Origin of the sequence: Arthrobacter flavus, from assembly GCF_039526005.1 — a bacterium.
GTDB lineage: Bacteria > Actinomycetota > Actinomycetes > Actinomycetales > Micrococcaceae > Arthrobacter_D > Arthrobacter_D flavus.
Map to the genome: position 1 here is coordinate 80,801 of NZ_BAAAIJ010000051.1, position 17,302 is coordinate 98,102.

Annotated in this window: 17 protein-coding genes; 14 read left to right on the forward strand and 3 right to left on the reverse strand. The window is 62.7% G+C overall.

The window, feature by feature from the left end; translation table 11 throughout:
* Positions 1–70 precede the first annotated feature (70 nt).
* The 4 genes from rho to ABD059_RS13110 all read left to right on the forward strand — a co-directional run bounded on the left by rho (position 71) and on the right by ABD059_RS13110 (position 5,191).
* Positions 71–2,329, forward strand: a complete 2,259-nt coding sequence (rho, locus tag ABD059_RS13095) for a transcription termination factor Rho (protein ID WP_343880739.1) — start codon at positions 71–73, stop codon at positions 2,327–2,329.
* A 150-nt stretch (positions 2,330–2,479) separates the two neighbouring features.
* Positions 2,480–3,556 (forward strand): peptide chain release factor 1, encoded by a 1,077-nt coding sequence (gene prfA / locus ABD059_RS13100; RefSeq protein WP_343880741.1) that lies wholly within the window; start codon positions 2,480–2,482, stop codon positions 3,554–3,556.
* Positions 3,557–3,570: 14 nt separating this feature from the next.
* The gene (gene prmC / locus ABD059_RS13105) at positions 3,571–4,464 is read left to right on the forward strand and encodes a peptide chain release factor N(5)-glutamine methyltransferase (RefSeq protein ID WP_343880743.1); all 894 of its coding nucleotides are present in this window, start codon (positions 3,571–3,573) and stop codon (positions 4,462–4,464) included.
* 4 nt (positions 4,465–4,468) lie between these two features.
* Complete coding sequence (locus ABD059_RS13110) at positions 4,469–5,191, forward strand: L-threonylcarbamoyladenylate synthase (protein ID WP_343880745.1); 723 nt, start codon at positions 4,469–4,471, stop codon at positions 5,189–5,191.
* Here ABD059_RS13110 and ABD059_RS13115 read toward each other — a convergent pair.
* From ABD059_RS13115 to ABD059_RS13125, 3 genes are read right to left on the reverse strand one after another with little or no spacing between them, the layout of a single operon-like run.
* A complete protein-coding gene (locus tag ABD059_RS13115) occupies positions 5,115–6,080 on the reverse strand; it encodes an NAD-dependent epimerase/dehydratase family protein (protein ID WP_343880747.1) in 966 nt (321 codons plus the stop codon). The two genes, ABD059_RS13110 and ABD059_RS13115, sit on opposite strands and share 77 nt — an antisense overlap.
* Before the next feature lie 2 nt (positions 6,081–6,082).
* The gene (locus ABD059_RS13120) at positions 6,083–7,054 is read right to left on the reverse strand and encodes a glycosyltransferase (protein WP_343880749.1); all 972 of its coding nucleotides are present in this window, start codon (positions 7,052–7,054) and stop codon (positions 6,083–6,085) included.
* 1 nt (position 7,055) lies between these two features.
* Positions 7,056–7,955, reverse strand: a complete 900-nt coding sequence (locus ABD059_RS13125; protein WP_343880751.1) for a glycosyltransferase — start codon at positions 7,953–7,955, stop codon at positions 7,056–7,058.
* 168 nt (positions 7,956–8,123) lie between these two features.
* Here ABD059_RS13125 and ABD059_RS13130 point away from each other — a divergent pair, with 168 nt between their 5' ends.
* The 10 genes from ABD059_RS13130 (at position 8,124) to ABD059_RS13175 (ending at position 17,276) form a co-directional block, all read left to right on the forward strand.
* Entirely contained in the window at positions 8,124–9,953 is a 1,830-nt protein-coding gene (locus tag ABD059_RS13130) for a polysaccharide biosynthesis protein (protein WP_343880753.1), read from the forward strand.
* A gap of 1 nt (position 9,954) precedes the next feature.
* Positions 9,955–10,962, forward strand: a complete 1,008-nt coding sequence (locus ABD059_RS13135) for an MraY family glycosyltransferase (RefSeq protein ID WP_343880755.1) — start codon at positions 9,955–9,957, stop codon at positions 10,960–10,962.
* 127 nt (positions 10,963–11,089) lie between these two features.
* On the forward strand, positions 11,090–11,593 hold the full coding sequence (locus tag ABD059_RS13140) for a hypothetical protein (RefSeq protein ID WP_343880757.1): 504 nt from the start codon (positions 11,090–11,092) through the stop codon (positions 11,591–11,593).
* A complete protein-coding gene (locus ABD059_RS13145) occupies positions 11,574–11,915 on the forward strand; it encodes a hypothetical protein (RefSeq protein ID WP_343880759.1) in 342 nt (113 codons plus the stop codon). The genes ABD059_RS13140 and ABD059_RS13145 overlap by 20 nt, the downstream gene beginning before the upstream one ends.
* 85 nt (positions 11,916–12,000) lie before the next feature.
* Complete coding sequence (atpB, locus tag ABD059_RS13150) at positions 12,001–12,822, forward strand: F0F1 ATP synthase subunit A (RefSeq protein ID WP_343880761.1); 822 nt, start codon at positions 12,001–12,003, stop codon at positions 12,820–12,822.
* Positions 12,823–12,927: 105 nt separating this feature from the next.
* Positions 12,928–13,143 carry an ATP synthase F0 subunit C gene (locus tag ABD059_RS13155; protein WP_019481292.1) on the forward strand — a complete coding sequence of 72 codons (216 nt, stop codon included), beginning with the start codon at positions 12,928–12,930 and terminating at the stop codon, positions 13,141–13,143.
* A gap of 50 nt (positions 13,144–13,193) precedes the next feature.
* Positions 13,194–13,742 carry a F0F1 ATP synthase subunit B gene (locus ABD059_RS13160; protein ID WP_343880763.1) on the forward strand — a complete coding sequence of 183 codons (549 nt, stop codon included), beginning with the start codon at positions 13,194–13,196 and terminating at the stop codon, positions 13,740–13,742.
* Positions 13,742–14,557, forward strand: coding sequence for a F0F1 ATP synthase subunit delta (locus ABD059_RS13165; protein ID WP_343880765.1), 816 nt, complete (start codon positions 13,742–13,744; stop codon positions 14,555–14,557). The genes ABD059_RS13160 and ABD059_RS13165 overlap by 1 nt, the downstream gene beginning before the upstream one ends.
* 100 nt (positions 14,558–14,657) lie before the next feature.
* Positions 14,658–16,292: a F0F1 ATP synthase subunit alpha gene (gene atpA / locus ABD059_RS13170; RefSeq protein WP_343880767.1), complete on the forward strand. Its 1,635-nt coding sequence runs from the start codon at positions 14,658–14,660 to the stop codon at positions 16,290–16,292.
* A gap of 90 nt (positions 16,293–16,382) precedes the next feature.
* Positions 16,383–17,276 carry a F0F1 ATP synthase subunit gamma gene (locus tag ABD059_RS13175; RefSeq protein WP_196865774.1) on the forward strand — a complete coding sequence of 298 codons (894 nt, stop codon included), beginning with the start codon at positions 16,383–16,385 and terminating at the stop codon, positions 17,274–17,276.
* The last annotated feature ends 26 nt before the right edge of the window (positions 17,277–17,302 follow it).

The window sequence follows — 17,302 nt, forward strand, 5'->3', positions numbered from 1 at the left end:
ACGGCGGCGGGGCTAACCAAACGCGGTCCACATCAGAGGTGGACCGCCCGACGAGGGGGAAGGATCCTTCGTGACTGAAACCACTGACCTGTTATCAGGTGTGGACACATCAAACGCCGGCACAGCCGACGCTCCCGCTTCCAAAAGCTCCGGCCTTGCCGGGCTGAAGCTCGCCCAGCTCCAGGCTCTTGCCGGTCAGTTGGGCATCACCGGCGGTTCCAGGATGCGCAAAGGCGACCTGGTATCGGCCATTTCAGACCATCAGCGTGGTTCGGCGGTAGCGGATCGTCCCAAGGACGCCGCCCCGACCGAGGGGAACGGCGCCGCACAGTCGGAAGCCAGCCAGTCAAACGGCTCCACCCGGTCCTCGCGACGTTCTTCCAGCCGTGCCACCAGCAGCGACGCTGACACAGCAGCCCAGACGTCACAGGACAGCGAGGGCACTGCGCCAGAGCAGACCGAGCGTCCATCGCGCACCCGGAACCGGAACCGGCGCGCCGGCTCCGACGGAGTCGTGAGCCTGCCCGCCGCTGAGACAGCACAGCCTGACGCAGCTGCCCCGTCAACCGGCGACGACGCCCAGACCGCGGACAGCACCAACGGTGGCCGCGACAACGGTAGCCGCGATAACGGTGGCGAACGTACCCGTGGCCGCGCGCCCCGGGAGAACCGGCGTGGACGACGTGGCGAAGAACGAGCCGACAGCACCGCGAACGAGGCATCCGAGACGACGTCGTCGGATGACACCTCGCGCGGAGCTGACCGGAACAACACTGACCGGAACAACACCGACCGGAACAACACCGACCGGAACGCCCAGGGCGCAGCGGAGTCGAATGACTCCAACGACCAGAACGACTCGGGCAGCCGCAATGACCGTGGCGGACGCAACCGGAACGACAACCGGAACGACGGCAACGACAACCGGACCAACAACCGCAACGACGGCAACGACAACCGGGAGGACGACGGCCGGGGGCGCAACCGCAACCGCCGTAACCGGAACTCCCGTGATGACAACGGCAACGACCGCGGCAACAGCAACGACCGTGGCAACAGCAACGATCGAGGCAATGATCGTGGCAACCGCTTCCGTGACCGCAACGACCGGAACGATCGTCGGCGGAACCGCAATCAGAACCCCGAGGTTGACGACGTCGAGGTCACCGAGGACGACGTCTTGCTGCCCGTCGCGGGCATCCTCGACGTCCTGGAAAACTACGCGTTCGTGCGGACCTCCGGCTACCTGCCCGGTCCCAACGACGTCTACGTTTCCCTCGCACAGGTCAAGAAGCACAACCTGCGCAAGGGTGACGCAGTGGTGGGTGCCATCCGTGCCCCCCGCGACGGCGAGAATCAGAACAACACCCGGCAGAAGTTCAATGCACTGATCCGCGTCACCTCGGTTAATGGCAAGCCAGCCGAGGACCTCAAGGACCGCGTCGAGTTCGCCAAGCTGGTTCCGCTGTACCCGACCGAACGCCTGCGCCTCGAGACCGAGGCCAAGAAGATCGGACCCCGCGTCATCGACCTGGTGGCGCCGATCGGCAAAGGCCAGCGTGGTCTGATCGTTTCCCCGCCCAAGGCAGGTAAGACGCTCATCCTGCAGGCCATCGCCAATGCGATCACCATCAACAACCCCGAGGTCCACCTCATGATGGTGTTGGTTGACGAACGGCCCGAGGAAGTCACCGACATGCAGCGCACGGTCAAGGGTGAGGTCATTGCCTCCACCTTCGACCGTCCCGCTGATGACCACACCACGGTCGCCGAGCTCTCCATCGAGCGCGCCAAGCGCCTGGTCGAGATGGGAATGGACGTTGTGGTGCTCCTCGACTCCATGACCCGCCTGGGCCGTGCCTACAACCTGGCCGCCCCGGCGTCCGGGCGCATCCTCTCCGGCGGCGTCGACTCGGCTGCGCTGTACCCGCCGAAGCGTTTCTTCGGTGCGGCACGCAACATCGAGAACGGTGGCTCGCTCACCATCCTCGCTACCGCGCTCGTGGAGACCGGATCCAAGATGGACGAGGTCATCTTCGAGGAGTTCAAGGGCACCGGCAACATGGAGCTGCGCCTGTCCCGGAACCTCGCGGACAAGCGGATCTTCCCGGCAGTCGACGTCAACGCGTCGGGTACCCGCCGTGAAGAGAAGCTGCTGTCCCCGGACGAGGTCAAGATCATGTGGAAGCTGCGCCGTGTCCTTTCCGGACTGGGCGAACAGCAGTCACTTGAGCTGCTGACCAACAAGATCCGGGAAACCCAGTCGAACGTCGAGTTCCTGATGCAGGTCCAGAAGACCACCTTGGGTTCCAAGAACGACGACGACTAGCAAGCTACCCGCCGCCCACGCCCTACCGGTTCGCCGGACGGTGCGTGGGCGGCTGTGCTTAACCAATCGAGTCAACAGAAATGACGGGAAAACCGCCCGAATTCGGTTATATCTGTTGAATGGAATCCGTTCGAAAGAGGAATTGCCCAGATGTTTGAGTCGATCCAGAACCTGCTCGACGAGCACGCCGAGCTGCAGCTACGGCTCTCCGACCCGGCTGTGCACTCCGACCAGGTGCTGGCCCGCAAACTTGGCCGCAGGTACGCCGAGCTGAGCGGGATTGTCGACGCGCACACCAAATGGGAGGCGCTCAAGGACGACCTTGAGGCAGCCCAGGAGATGGCTGATGACCCGGAGTTCGCCGCTGAAGTACCGGTCCTTGAGGAACAGCTCGCCGCAGCCCAGGAACGGCTCCGCCGACTGCTGATCCCGCGTGACCCCAACGACAGCCGCGACGTCATCATTGAGGTCAAGGGCGGTGAGGGCGGCGACGAGGCAGCCCTGTTCGCCGGTGATCTGTTGCGCATGTACACCCGGTACGCCGAGTCGCGTGGCTGGAAGACCGAGATCATTTCAGCCAACGAATCCGACCTTGGCGGGTACAAGGATGTCCAGATGGCGATCAAAAGTTCCTCCAACGAGCCGGGGGAGGGCGTCTACGCCCGCCTCAAGTTCGAAGGCGGCGTGCACCGGGTCCAGCGGGTCCCGGTCACCGAATCACAGGGCCGGATCCACACCTCAGCAGCAGGTGTGCTCATTCTGCCCGAGGTGGACGAGCCAGAGGAAGTGGAGATCAGCCAGAACGATCTCAAGATTGATGTCTATCGTTCCTCCGGGCCGGGCGGCCAGTCGGTGAACACCACCGATTCGGCGGTGCGCATCACCCACCTCCCCACCGGCATCGTGGTGGCCATGCAGAACGAGAAGTCGCAGCTGCAGAACCGTGAAGCGGGTATGCGGGTGCTCCGGTCCCGCATCCTCGCCCACCAACAGGCGCAGATCGACGCCGCAAACTCGGATATCCGCAAGTCGCAGATCCGTACCATGGACCGTTCTGAGCGCATCCGCACCTACAACTACCCCGAGAACCGTATCGCTGACCATCGCACCGGGTACAAGGCGTACAACCTTGACGCGGTGATGAACGGCGACCTTGAAGCGGTCGTCCAGGCGGGCATCGAAATGGATGAGCAATCCCGGCTGGACGCGATTGGCGAGGACGACTGAACGTCCGCTGACTGATGAACGAACAACCCCGCTCCGATCAGTCCCTCGAGGCCGCCCTGGTGCGGGCCGCCGGTCTCCTGAACGACGCCGGCGTGCCCAGTCCCAGCGTTGATGCGCATCTGTTGGCCGCCCACCTGCTGGGGGAGCCAGTGGGGCGTGTGAAAACCCTGGCGTTGCTGGGTGCGACGGCGCCTGCCGGGTTTTTTGATCTGGTGGCGGAGCGTGAGCGGCGGGTGCCGCTCCAACACATTACCGGCGTCGCCCATTTTCGGCGGGTGGAGCTGGCAGTCGGACCGGGAGCGTTCATTCCGCGCCCGGAAACCGAATCGGTGGCGCAACTCGCCATCGATCACGCGCTGACGCTGACCCGGCCCAGGGTGGTCGACCTGGGCACCGGGAGTGGGGCGATCGCCGCCGCTATCGCCGACGAGGTGCCTGGCGCCGACGTGTACGCGGTGGAGTTCAGCCCGCTGGCTTACGCCTGGGCAGAACGCAATCTGGTGCGCCGGGGCGTGACGCTGATCCTCGGTGACCTGCGGGATGCGCTGGGGGAGGAAGACGGTAGCTTCGATGTGGTGGTGTCCAACCCGCCCTATATTCCGTCGGCAGCGGTCCCCCGGGAACCCGAAGTGGCGGACCACGACCCACAGATCGCGCTGTACGGTGGCGGCGCTGATGGCCTCGAACTCCCCAAAGCGGCGGCGCTCAGCGCTGCCCGGCTGCTGGTCCCTGGCGGCTACTTCGTCATGGAGCACGCGGAGGTCCAGGCGCCAGCGATTGCCGCATACCTGAAAGCAGACCAGCACTGGACCGCAGTTCAGACCCACCAGGACCTCACCGGACGAGACCGCTCGACGTCGGCTGTGCGCAGCCACCCCGCCCACCCTGACGCACCAGTGAAAGAATAGTTCTGTGACCACCAGCTATGACTGCTCCGATCCCGCCCAGCGCAGCGACGGTTTAGCCCACGCCCAACGTGCCATCGCGGCCAACCAGTGTGTTGTGGTGCCTACCGACACCGTCTATGGCATTGCCGCCGATGCCTTCTCGCCGCAGGCGGTTGCCACCTTGCTGGCAGCCAAGGGGCGGGGGAGAAGCATGCCGCCTCCCGTCCTGATTCCCCGCGTCCAGACTATGGATGGTCTTGCCGCCGAGATTCATCCTGATGCGAGGAAGTTGGTGGAGGCTTTTTGGCCTGGCGGATTGACGCTGATCTTCCGCGCGCAGCCCTCATTGACCTGGGATCTTGGCGACACTCTCGGCACCGTGGCACTGCGCGTGCCCGAGGATCGGGTGGCTCTGGACCTGTTGGCCTTGACGGGCCCACTGGCCGTCTCCTCAGCCAACCGAACGGGAGCACCGGCGGCAACCACTGCCGCGGACGCCTTCGATCAGCTGGCGGGCTCCGTGCAGGTATATCTGGAGGGCGGCCCGCGCAGTGCCACCGCCTCAACCATCATTGATGCAACGGGTGATGAACTGCGCCTGGTTCGTGCAGGCAGCATCAGTCTGGACCAGCTACAGGTCGTGGTGCCGGGCCTGAGAGACCAGGCTGAGGCTACCGGTTCGCCGGAGACTGCCAGCCCGACCGCCCCTGACGACGCCGGGACGCCGCACTCTCCAACACCCCGCTGACCCGGTGCTCGACCCGGATACCCTGGGCCGCCGCCCACCCGGGCTCCTGGCCCTGGCCGAACCACATCAGCTCCACCCGGCGCAGACTGCCGTGGAGCCGTTCGCCGGCGAGTGTCGATATCGCGTAGCCGACGCGCAGCAGCGCAAGGCACAGCCGTCGGGGCAGCACGATGGGCGTGCCACCCGCAGCCTCCAGGACCGAGCGGACAGACATCCCCTCGCTCGGCTGGAGGACAACCAACGGAACCGGTCCCTCAAAGGTGCCCACCAACACGACAAAATCGGCCAGTGACTCGACGGACGTGACCGGCGTCGGGGCGGTGCCCGGTGCTGCAACCGACGCCAGGGGCGAGGCAGCCAACCGGGCCAGCGCCGTCGTCGTCGGCCGGTTGGCGCCCTGAACCGAGGTGGCGCGGACGATGACGAGGCGTGTGGTAGACGCCGCCGCCTGAAGAGCCTGCTCGCCGAGGGCCTTGCTCCGGGAGTAGGCCGAGAACGGGGCGAGGTCCAGGGACTCGTCCAGCTGGTCCCGCTGCCCTTGGACGGCCGCACTGCTGAGGTGGATCAGACGATCGACCCCCGCCGCTGCACAGGCCTGCGCAAGAATTGTTGGCAGCAGGGCGTTCGCTCCACGCAGTTCGGGGGTATCGCCGCTGCGGGGTGCTGCCAGGCCTGCTGCGTTCACCACCACCGAAACCCCTGCCAACGCGGCGGTTAGCCCCTCGAGGGCCGGATGGTTGGCTCCCTCGGTAGCAAGTTCGGCCACCGTCGTAGCCTCACTGCTGAGTCTGGGCGCCGGAGCGCCAGTCACGTCGAGGCCCGCGGCCTCGACGGCGTGCAGGATCGCCGATCCGACAAAGCCGGTGGCGCCGAGAATCAGCCAGGACATGGTCAGCGGGTTTCCTTCACAGGGTCGGTAGGGTTGGTTTCGACCGGTGGCATTGGCTGCCACTCGGGGTCCCTGAGGATACCGCGCGATTCGATCCAGCCCCGCCACAGGGGAGCGAGACCGGACAGCGAATGCTCAACGGCCACCAGCCGGAGTACCTCCTTCGCAGCAGTCAGCAGGGTTCCCAGACCAAAACCCCACCGGTTGAAGCTGCCCTTGACGCGCAGATACCGCGCCAGGTGACCGCGGTTGCGCATCCCGCAATAGCGGCCCAGGTCGTTGGAGTCATTCAGATGGCGCACGCCAAGATCGATCTGCTTCTGCGGTCTGGCCTTCTTCAGGACATATTCGTTGATGTAGGCGACCGGTTCGGATTGGGCGATCAGCCACCCGTAGGTGGTGTCATCTCCGTTGAGGAAAAACCGGGGATCGGGCAGCCCCACGCGGCGTACCACGTCGGCGTGGACCAGCATCCCTTCGAAACAGCCAACATTGGTGTGGAACACCGGACGGTGCCTGAACACGTTGCCGCGGACCGGGAAGTGCACGCCCAGGAACGCATTGAAGTGGTGCTGCCAGAAAAACGGCTGACCGGAGTAGTCGTAGCGGCGGCCGTGAAGACACCGATAGGTTCCCATCCAGGGCTGAAAGGCGGCGATCGCTCCGGGGAGGGCTTCGACGTCGTCGTCCATCAGCCACAGCCATTCGGCTCCCTCGGCGAGGGCCCGCTCAACCCCCACCGAGAAGCCACCGGATCCGCCAACGTTTTTCCGTAACCGATGGTGGATCAACGGCATGGGGAGGTTCGCGGCCGCGATCACCTCGTCGGTGTTGTCGGTGCTCGCATTGTTCACGACGATGACGCTGCTCGGTGCGGGATCCAGGCGTGCAATCGTCTCCAGCAGGACGCGCAGGTAACCGGCGCGGTTGAAAGTGGTGACAACCACCGTCACCGCCGGGGTGGACGAAGCCACCTCAATATCCCTGATCCGACGGCGGCCCGAAGCCACGCCCGCGAACACCGGCGGAATAGGCAGTGAACCACTCAGCGAAGCCCCGAAGGTCGCGGTGCTTCAGGAAATACAGCGGGTACCCCACCCCATCGGCGACGAGCGACTTGAGCCTCAGATACCGGCGGGTGAGGTACCCGCGGTTGCGGTAATAGAAGTAGCGTTTGAACGCGGTCTCAGGGACCAGGACATGCAGCCGGTCACCGAGTACCTGCTGCGTCTCGGCCCACCCGGGAGGATGGCTGAGCGCAACGGTGGTCACGGTGCCGAAGGGGATCCCGGCCCGCCGCAGGCGCAGCATGAAGTCCGTCTCATCCCCGCGGATGAACAGGCGCAGGTCAGGGAGCCCGACCCTGAAAAAGACGTCAGAACGAATCAGCGCACCATTGAAGAACTGGCCAACATCCTTGATGATCCCCAGCTTCTCGACCTCGGCCCGGTCATGCACGGAGCGCCCCGCCAGCCGGAAAGGGAAGGAGAGCCTGGTGGGTTCACCGGGTGCCACAATCAAGGGCACGACGACGTCGAGTCCCTCGGCTTTGGCGGCCGCCAGGAGAGTTTCCAGCGCCTCGGGGTCCTCGGGGTGGGCGTCGTCGTCCATGATCCAGACCCACTCGGCACCACTGGCCATGGCGGAGAGGATCGCCAGGGAAAAACCGCCGGCGCCGCCAAGGTTACTCAGGGAACGGATGTAGTTCACGGGTGCATCGGATTCGCGGGCAATGCCTTCGATATCCTGCGTCCCGGAGTCGACCAAGGCGACCGAGGCGAGCGGCACACTCTGTTGGGACAACGCCAGCAGGAGGGTACGAAGGTCGTCGGGGCGGTCAAAAGTTACTGCCGCAACGGCCACGGTATCCTGCAAAACAGTCCTTTCCGGTCCACTCACAACACGCCTCGGAGGCGGTCGGGGCCGGGTAGTGCGGTTAGTATTCTCGGGTAGAGAGAGTCTATTACACCAGCACGAGCTGAGATTCTGCCGTGAGGACTCCAAGCGCACGTTTGAACATTCGCCGAGCCGTTGTTAGGAACCATGAAACTCGCTGACAGCGTGGATCCAGCCCGGGACGGGTCCGGAAACCACGCCACGCCCCGATCGGAGAAGCCAGCACTCTGGCTCTGGTCACAGTATATTTTCGACTCGGTCGCCTGGATTGTCGCGATTCTGCTGGCTCTGGTGCTTCGGTATGAACTGCTGATCAACCAGATCAATATGACCGGAGTGGTGGTGTTCTGCGCCGTGGCGCTTGCCGCCCAGCTCGCGGTCGGCCTGAGCTTTGCCCTGTACCGAGGACGGTACAGCTTCGGCAGCTTTCACGAAGCCAAGCTGCTGGTCATCGTGACGGTCATTGTGTCGGTGATCCTCCTGCTGGTCAGTGTGGTGTTCTTCTCGATTATTGAAATCCCCCGCAGCATCGGCATTATCGCTTTCCCTTTCGCCTGCATGTTCATGGCGTCCACCCGCTACCTCAAGCGCATGTTCGTCGAAAGCAAAGCCAAACCTGGCGAAGACGCACAGCGGACCCTGATCTATGGCGCCGGGTTCCTGGGCGGCTCACTTGTCGGCCGGATGATCCAGGACCGGGAATCCCCGTATTTTCCGGTGGGGCTGATCGACGACGACCCGGCGAAGAAGCACCTCAGGCTGGCGACGGTGCCTGTACTGGGCCGGCTGGAAGACCTCCCCAGCATCATTGCCCGTACCCGTGCCTCAGTTCTCGTGATCGCCTTCGCTGATGTTGAGGCGGCGCAGGTGCGCAAGGTGTCGGACCTGGTAGCTGGGATGAATATCAAGGTTCTGGTCCTCCCACCGCTGCGCGACATGCTGGCCACCGGGGGATCCGGGGCAGGATTCTCCGATTTCCGGGAAGTTGCGGTCGAGGACCTGATCGGCCGTCGGCCCGTGGATATCCATGCAGATGAGGTGGCTGGGTACATCACCGGGAAGAAGGTGCTGGTCACCGGAGCGGGCGGGTCTATCGGCTCCGAACTGTGCCGCCAACTGGCGCAGTTCAGCCCCGCCGAACTGATCATGTTGGACCGCGACGAAACCGGGCTGCAAACCACCCAGCTATCCATGACGGGACGCGGCCTGCTCACCGGCAGGGACACCGTGCTGGCAGACATCCGTGATGCCGATACGCTGCTCGGAATTTTCGAGGAGCGCAGGCCCGAGGTGGTGTTCCATGCAGCAGCGCTGAAGCACGTGTCGCTGCTGGAGCAGTACCCGGAGGAAGCCTGGAAGACCAATGTACTGGGCACGCATAATGTGCTGGTCGCGGCCAAGGCAGCCGGGGTGAAGCACTTTGTCAACATCTCGACCGACAAAGCGGCGAACCCCACCAGTGTGCTCGGGCATTCCAAACGTGTCGCTGAGAAGCTCACAGCCTGGCAAGCCAGCCAGACCGCGAACAGTTACGTCTCAGTCCGGTTTGGAAATGTCATTGGGAGCCGGGGCTCGATGCTCCCCCTCTTCACCGAGCAGATCAGGGTCGGTGGACCGATCACTGTGACGGACCCCGAGGTGACCCGCTTTTTCATGACCATCCCCGAGGCGTGTCAACTGGTCATCCAGGCCGGGGCGATCGGACGCCCCGGTGAGGTACTCATCCTGGATATGGGTGAGGCAGTCAAAATTCTCGACGTCGCCCAGCGAATGATTGCCATGTCCGGGAAGGACATTGAAGTGGTGTTCACCGGGCTGAGGCCGGGGGAAAAAATGCATGAGGAACTGGTGGGGTTCGGCGAAGACGGCGCGCGGCCCCTGCATCCCAAGATTTCCCACACGTCAGTGTCAACACTGGACCCAGTGAATCTCAACCTGGTCGACTGGAAGCGCAAGGGCGGAATCGAAGGTGTATAGCGTGCAGCTGGCGGCGGTGGTCGGGGCTACCCTCGTGCTGAGTGCGGTGCTTCCCTTTGTCCTCAAACCCCTGCTGGTGAAGCTGGGTGTGCTCGACATCCCCAATGAACGCTCCTCCCACACCACAGTGGTCATTCGGGGGGTGGGGATTACCGTTGCCGTGGCAATCGCGGCGGGCCTGGTCCTTGCGCTGGTTACCGGCCTGGTAGCTGTTGACCGGTCGCTGATCCTGATCATCCTGGGGATGCTTTCGGCAGCAGCTCTCCTCGGCTGGGTCGAAGACTACCGCGGCATCTCGATCCAGGTGCGGGCAGCGCTGCAGCTGGCCATCGGCGCGCTGGGCACGGCGGCTCTGGCCTGGACCATCGGCCAAAGCTTCTGGTGGGTTCCGGTGGGTGCGCTAGCCGTGGCTGCGTACATCAACGCGGCCAACTTCATGGATGGCATCAACGGGATCTCCGGTATGCATGGAGTGGCGGTAGGCGCCTTCTATGCGATCGCCGGGATGCTCAGCGACCAGCTCTGGCTCGTTGTTGCAGGCCTGGTGGTGGCGGCAGCCTTTGCGGGGTTCCTGCCCTGGAATCTGGGTAGGGGATTTGTGTTCCTCGGCGATGTGGGCAGTTACCTACTGGGCGCGTCCATCGCGGCGATAGCTGTCACCGGATTACTCGCTGGGGTGTACCTCGAGTATCTGTTCTCACCGGTGCTGATTTACCTCGCCGACACCTTCACCACCTTCCTGCGCCGCGTCCGGGCCGGTGACCGCTGGTACGCCTCCCACCGTGAGCATGTCTACCAGCGCCTGACCGATGTGGGCCTGACCCATGTGCAGGCGGCCCTGGTGGTGACCGGCGCATCGGTGCTTACCGGAGCAGCCGGGTTCGTGGCTGCTACGGCACCGCCGCTCGGAGCGGTAGCCTTCTCGCTGCTGGCTGCCGCAGTAGTGACGCTCTATCTCTATTCCCCGCGAATCTTTGCTGGCCGGGCGCGGGCCAACCGCGTGCCGTAAGACCCCACATTCTCAGGCATCACGGAGCCAATTCTAGGTACGGTAGAATTGAGGCGCAGTCCGCGGCATTCCTCCCGTGGCCTGAGTCGGGGACTTCCCTCACATCGAATCTACGGATGGATTCCCTATGAGCACACCTGACGCCCCGGGCGTCGGTGCCCGTCGAGGCACTACCCATCCCGCAGCTGATCCATCAGGATCCCTCTGGCTGGGAATCCTAAAAAAATGCGTTCTGGTCACTACCTCAGCCATTGCCGTGGCAGCTACGGTCGCGGTTTTCGTCACCGGGCCGGGCGCTGCCTTGAGCACGTTGTTCGGGTTCGCGGTCGTCGTCGCCTTCTTCGGTATTAGCCTCGCGGTCGGCCACTTCGCGGGTCGCAACAACCCCTCAGGTGCAATCGGCCTTTTCGCCGTAACGTACGCGATCAAGGTCGTTGGCTTCGCAGTTGTCCTTTTCGTGCTCGGCACTCCACCCTGGCTTGAGCCGAACTGGTTCTTCGGGGGAGCGGTGGGAACCGTGATCCTGTGGCAGAGCGTGGAGCTCTACGTCTTCTCCAAGGCCCGGCACCAGCTCTACAACGACCCCGCGCCGACAGCGCCAGTACCAGGAAATGAGTTCGACCGTGGCTGAATCCCATCCTCAGGAGCCCCGGCAGGGCTCCTCTCGAGCCGATGCCGGCGACGACGCGAGAGGCCCTTACGGTGAGGGCGGATACAACGCTGGTATCGCTGTCTTCAGCTACATTATTGGCGGGATACTCGTCTGGAGTTTGATAGGGTGGGGGCTGGACAACCTCCTGGGAACACAATGGATAGTGCTCGTTGGAGGTCTCTTGGGTGCAGTCGGGGGTTTCTACCTCTCCCATATGCATAACCTCACCCGCACTACACAAGCTGAGCCCGGTTCGACGCCGCGGGACAGCAGCGGGAAGGCTGGGGAGAACCCTAAGTGAATGTCGAAAACTTAATGAGTCGGAGCAGTAACTCCATGCCCGATCAGAACCTGCCCAACGATGGACACTGCAGAGAGGAAACGCGTTGATCGCGCTTGCGCTCCCGGCCACTACAACGGATGAGGGTTTCGTAGCCCCCACAATTGACGACACCCACTACCGGGATATTTTCCCGTGGGGCGGTGAATACGGCGTCTGGTTCGAGGGTGGCTTCGGCAAGCAGATGCTGATGATCATCCTGTCAGTCATCTTTATTGCCATCTTCTTTATCATTGCCTCCCGCAAGGGAAAGCTGGTCCCCGGCAAAATGCAGTTCCTGGGGGAGTCCGCCTACGGATTCGTCAGGAACTCCATCGGTAAGGACATTATCGGCGGCAAGGACTTCATGAAGTACGTGCCGTGGCTCTTCACCGCATTCTTCTTCGTCCTCGTGAACAACATTTTCGGCGCGATTCCGTTCCTTCAGCTGCCGAGCTTCTCCCATCCAGGTAGCGCCTACGCCATTGCGGCGATTTTCTACCTCCTCTGGGTTGGCATTGGCATCAAGAAGCACGGATTGCGCTACTTCAAACTGGCAGTTGTCCCGTCGGGGGTTCCCTGGTACATCCTGCCGATCGTGGTCCCCATCGAGATCATCTCGAACTTCCTCGTTCGGCCGGTAACCCACTCACTCCGACTCTTCGCCACGATGCTGGCAGGCCACCTGATCATCACCCTGGCCGGTTCGGCCATCGAATACATGGTGCTGACGGGAAACATCCTGCTGCAGGGTACGAGCGTGCTGGTCCTGGCAGGTGCTGTCTCCATGTACATGCTTGAGGTGCTGATCATGATCCTTCAGGCGTACGTGTTCACACTGCTGGCAGCCATCTACATTGAAGGCGCACTCCACGCCGACGCTCACTAATTCTTTACGAATAGCCTAATTTTCACGACTAACAAATACAGACTTCCCCGTCGGGGATGATCCCAAACAACCTGTCGCAGCAAGCGGCATCTTGAAAGGAACACAATGGAAGTACAGGGTAGCCTCAACCTCGTTGGATACGGTCTCTCCGCAATCGGTGGTGGCATCGGTGTAGGACTCGTCTTCGCCGCATACATCAACGGTGTAGCGCGTCAGCCAGAAGCCCAGCGGGTCCTCCAGCCCATCGCCTTCCTCGGATTGGCTTTGACTGAAGCACTCGCCATCCTCGGCTTGGTCTTCGCGTTCGTTATCGGCGCGTAATTACGCGTCCGCCACGGTCCATAGACTAGCTAGAGAAAGACGGGTGAAACATGCTTAACGCAGCGATAATGGCGGCAGAAGAGGGCACAAGTCCTCTGGTCCCGAATCTGTGGGAACTGCTCGTTACGTTGGTGGGCTTCGCGGTGCTGATGTTCATCGTCATCAAGTTCGTGATGCCAGCGTTTGAGAAAACGTTCGCGGAGCGGACTGCAGCCATCGAAGGCGGCATTGCCAAGGCTGAAGCGGCACAGGCTGAAGCAAACGCAGCGCTTGACGAATACAAGCAGCAGCTGGTGGATGCACGCACTGAAGCCAACCGCATCCGAGAGGAAGCACGCGCCGAAGGTGCGCAGATCCTCGCGGAACTGAAGGAAAAGGCCGGGGCTGAGTCAGCTCGTATCACCGAGCAGGCACACGTCCAGATTGAAGCAGAACGTCAGGCAGCTGTTGTGTCCTTGCGCGCCGAAGTTGGCACGCTGGCAACCGAACTCGCCAGCCGCATCGTTGGAGAGTCTCTCTCTGATGATCAGCGGTCCGCGCGGGTCGTCGACCGCTTCCTGGCCGACCTCGAAACTCAGAGCGCAGGTGCATCGAAGTAATGGCAGGTGTATCCAGCCAGTCCCTGGCAACGGCACTCAAAGATCTAGAAACCCGTCTGCCCGGCGCAACCCTGTCGCTCGCCGAGGAACTCTTCGGGGTCCTCGAGATGCTCGACAGCAACGCCGGACTCCGTCGTGCACTGACCGATCCTTCCCGCGAAGGTAGGGACAAAGCCGCACTGGTTTCGACCCTGGTAGCTGGCAAGGTCTCGGAGCAGACAGCGTCGGTGGTCAGGGATCTGGTCTCCATGCGCTGGGCAGTGGCCCGCGACCTCGGGGACGCGCTGGAAACCCTCGGCGCAACCGCTGCAATCGCTGTAGCGGAGAACCGGGACAATGGTGCGGCGAGTCTTGAGGGTCTGGAAAACGACCTTTTCGACTTCATCAGGACCGTTGAATCAAGCCACGAATTGCAGCGTGCTTTGTCCGAGCGGCAAGCCACCGACGAGGCAAGGGTGAACCTGGCACTGAAACTGGTGCCTCACGCCGGAGCCGAAGCGCAGCTGTTGGTGCGTCAGGCAGTACAGGCGCCCCGCGGCATCAAACCCACTCACTTGGTGAAGCGGTTCGTGGAGCTCGTGGCCAAACGGCATGACCGCTGGATTGCGAACGTCAGCGTTACCCGTCCGCTGACCGATGAACAGTTCGCACGGTTGCAGCAGGGCCTGAACTCCCTGTTCGGTCGCGAGCTCAGGACCAATGTCACAGTGGAGCCGTCGCTCATCGGCGGGGTCCGCGTCCAGGTTGGCGATGAAGTGGTTGATTCCACAGTGATCGCCAGGCTGTCTGAACTGCGGCGAAAGCTAGCGGTGTAGGACGGGCAACCGTCCTATCCCAGACACACAACAGACTTCAATCACACACCGGTCGCCGTGAAGCAGCGGCGATCACAACACAGGAGAGCAGGGACTGCAGATGGCCGAATTGACCATCAACGCCGAAGACGTCCGTAATGCGTTGAACGAGTTTGCGGCATCCTACGAGCCCGGCAACGCCGAACGCGTTGAAGTAGGCCGCGTAAGTACCGCCAGCGATGGCATCGCCAAGGTAGAGGGTCTGCCTTCGGTGATGGCCAATGAATTGCTGCGTTTCGAAGATGGCACCCTGGGCCTCGCCCAGAACCTCGACACCCGTGAAATCGGCGTCGTCGTGCTTGGTGACTTCACCGGTATCGAAGAAGGCCAGGAAGTTCACCGCACCGGAGAGATCCTCTCCGTGCCAGTGGGCGACGCCTTCCTCGGCCGCGTAGTTGACCCTTTGGGCCAGCCCATCGATGACCTTGGCGAGATCAAGGCGGAAGCGCGGCGCGCACTGGAGCTTCAGGCGCCGGGCGTGACCGAGCGTAAGTCGGTCCACGAGCCCATGCAGACCGGGCTTAAGGCGATCGACGCGATGATCCCGATCGGCCGTGGCCAGCGCCAGCTGATCATTGGTGACCGTCAGACCGGCAAGACAGCCATCGCCGTCGACACCATCATCAACCAGAAGGCCAACTGGGAGTCCGGCGACGTGAAGAAGCAGGTTCGCTGCATCTACGTCGCCATTGGACAGAAGGCCTCAACCATCGCTGCCGTACGCCAGACCCTTGAGGACAAGGGCGCCCTGGAGTACACCACGATCGTTGCATCACCTGCATCCGATCCCTCAGGCTTCAAGTACCTGGCACCCTACGCCGGTTCGGCCATCGGCCAGCACTGGATGTACGCCGGCAAGCACGTCCTGGTGATCTTCGATGACCTGTCCAAGCAGGCTGAAGCCTACCGCGCGGTGTCGCTGCTGCTGCGTCGTCCGCCAGGACGCGAAGCCTACCCAGGCGACGTGTTCTACTTGCACTCCCGTCTGCTGGAGCGTTGTGCGAAGCTCTCCGATGAGCTCGGTGCGGGTTCGATGACCGGTCTGCCGATCGTCGAGACCAAAGCCAACGACGTCTCGGCGTTCATTCCGACCAACGTTATCTCGATCACCGATGGGCAGATCTTCCTGCAGTCGGACCTCTTCAACGCCAACCAGCGTCCAGCAGTCGATGTCGGCGTCTCGGTGTCACGAGTCGGTGGTTCAGCACAGGTCAAGGCCATGAAGAAGGTCTCGGGCACGTTGAAGCTCGACCTCGCGCAGTACCGGGACATGCAGGCGTTCGCCATGTTCGCCTCGGACCTGGATGCAGCATCGCGTCAGCAGTTGACCCGTGGTGCACGCCTGATGGAACTGCTCAAACAGGGTCAGTATGCGCCGTTCCCTGTGGAGGATCAGGTCGTTTCGATCTGGGCTGGCACCAACGGCTACCTCGACGATGTACCGGTTGAGGACGTTCGCAAGTTCGAGGGCCAGTTCCTCGAGCACCTGCGGCACAAGTCATCGGTCCTGACCACTCTGGCCGAGACCAACCTCCTTGAGGACTCCACCGTCGACGAGCTGAAGAAGCAGATCGACGACTTCAAGAAGGGATTCTTCGGCGAAGGCCACGATGGTCTGGTAGCCGGTCACGAAGAGTACAGCGCCCTCTCCGAGGACGAGGTCGACCAGGAGAAGATCGTCAAGCAGAAGCGCTAGGGATACCGGTGCCGGGGTGCGTCAAGCGCCCCGGCACCACCCGCGGCCTTAGCCGTAATCCCCAGGTGGACTACGAAGGAAAGGACATGTATGGGAGCCCAGATCCGGGTCTACCGCCAGAAGATCACGTCGACCACGTCGATGAGGAAGATCTTCAAGGCGATGGAGCTGATCGCGACTTCTCGCATCGGCAAGGCAAGGGCACGAGTATCCTCGTCCCTGCCCTACGCCAATGCGATCACCCGTGCCGTCTCAGCAGTGGCATCGCAGTCAGAGATCGATCACCCGCTCACCACCGAGCCGGAGCAGATTCGGCGATCGGCGGTTCTCGTGATGACCTCAGACCGCGGACTCGCGGGATCCTACTCAGCGAGCGTGCTGAAGCAGGCCGAATCACTGATCGAGCTGCTGCGGGAAGAAGGCAAGGAAGTCAAAACCTACCTTGTCGGTCGGAAGGCGCAGGCCTACTTCGACTTCCGGGACCGCGCGTTCGAGAACGTGTGGATCGGTGGGACTGACGCGCCAGATTTTGAAACCGCACGCGAGATCGGCAAGGCACTCCTGGCCGAGTTCAATACGGACTTCGAAGACGGCGGCGTCGACGAGATCCACGTGGTTTACACCCGCTTCAGGTCAATGGTGTTGCAGGAACCAACGGTAATCCGCCTGCTTCCACTCGAGGTCGTCGAAGAGGAAGCAGCATCTGAATCAGATCTGTTGCCGCTCTACGAGTATGAGCCGGAGCCCGAAATGGTTCTGGACGCATTGCTTCCCCGCTATATCGAGTCACGGATCTTCGCGGCCCTGTTGCAGGCAGCAGCGAGCGAACTCGCCGCCCGTCAGCGGGCAATGAAGTCCGCAGGCGACAACGCAACTGATCTGATCAAGAAGTACACCCGGCTCCGCAACACTGCGCGCCAGGCGGAGATCACCCAGGAACTTTCGGAGATTGTGGCAGGTGCGGACGCGCTCAGCGCATCCTAGCTTCCCCGCAAATTCTTGAACCTGCT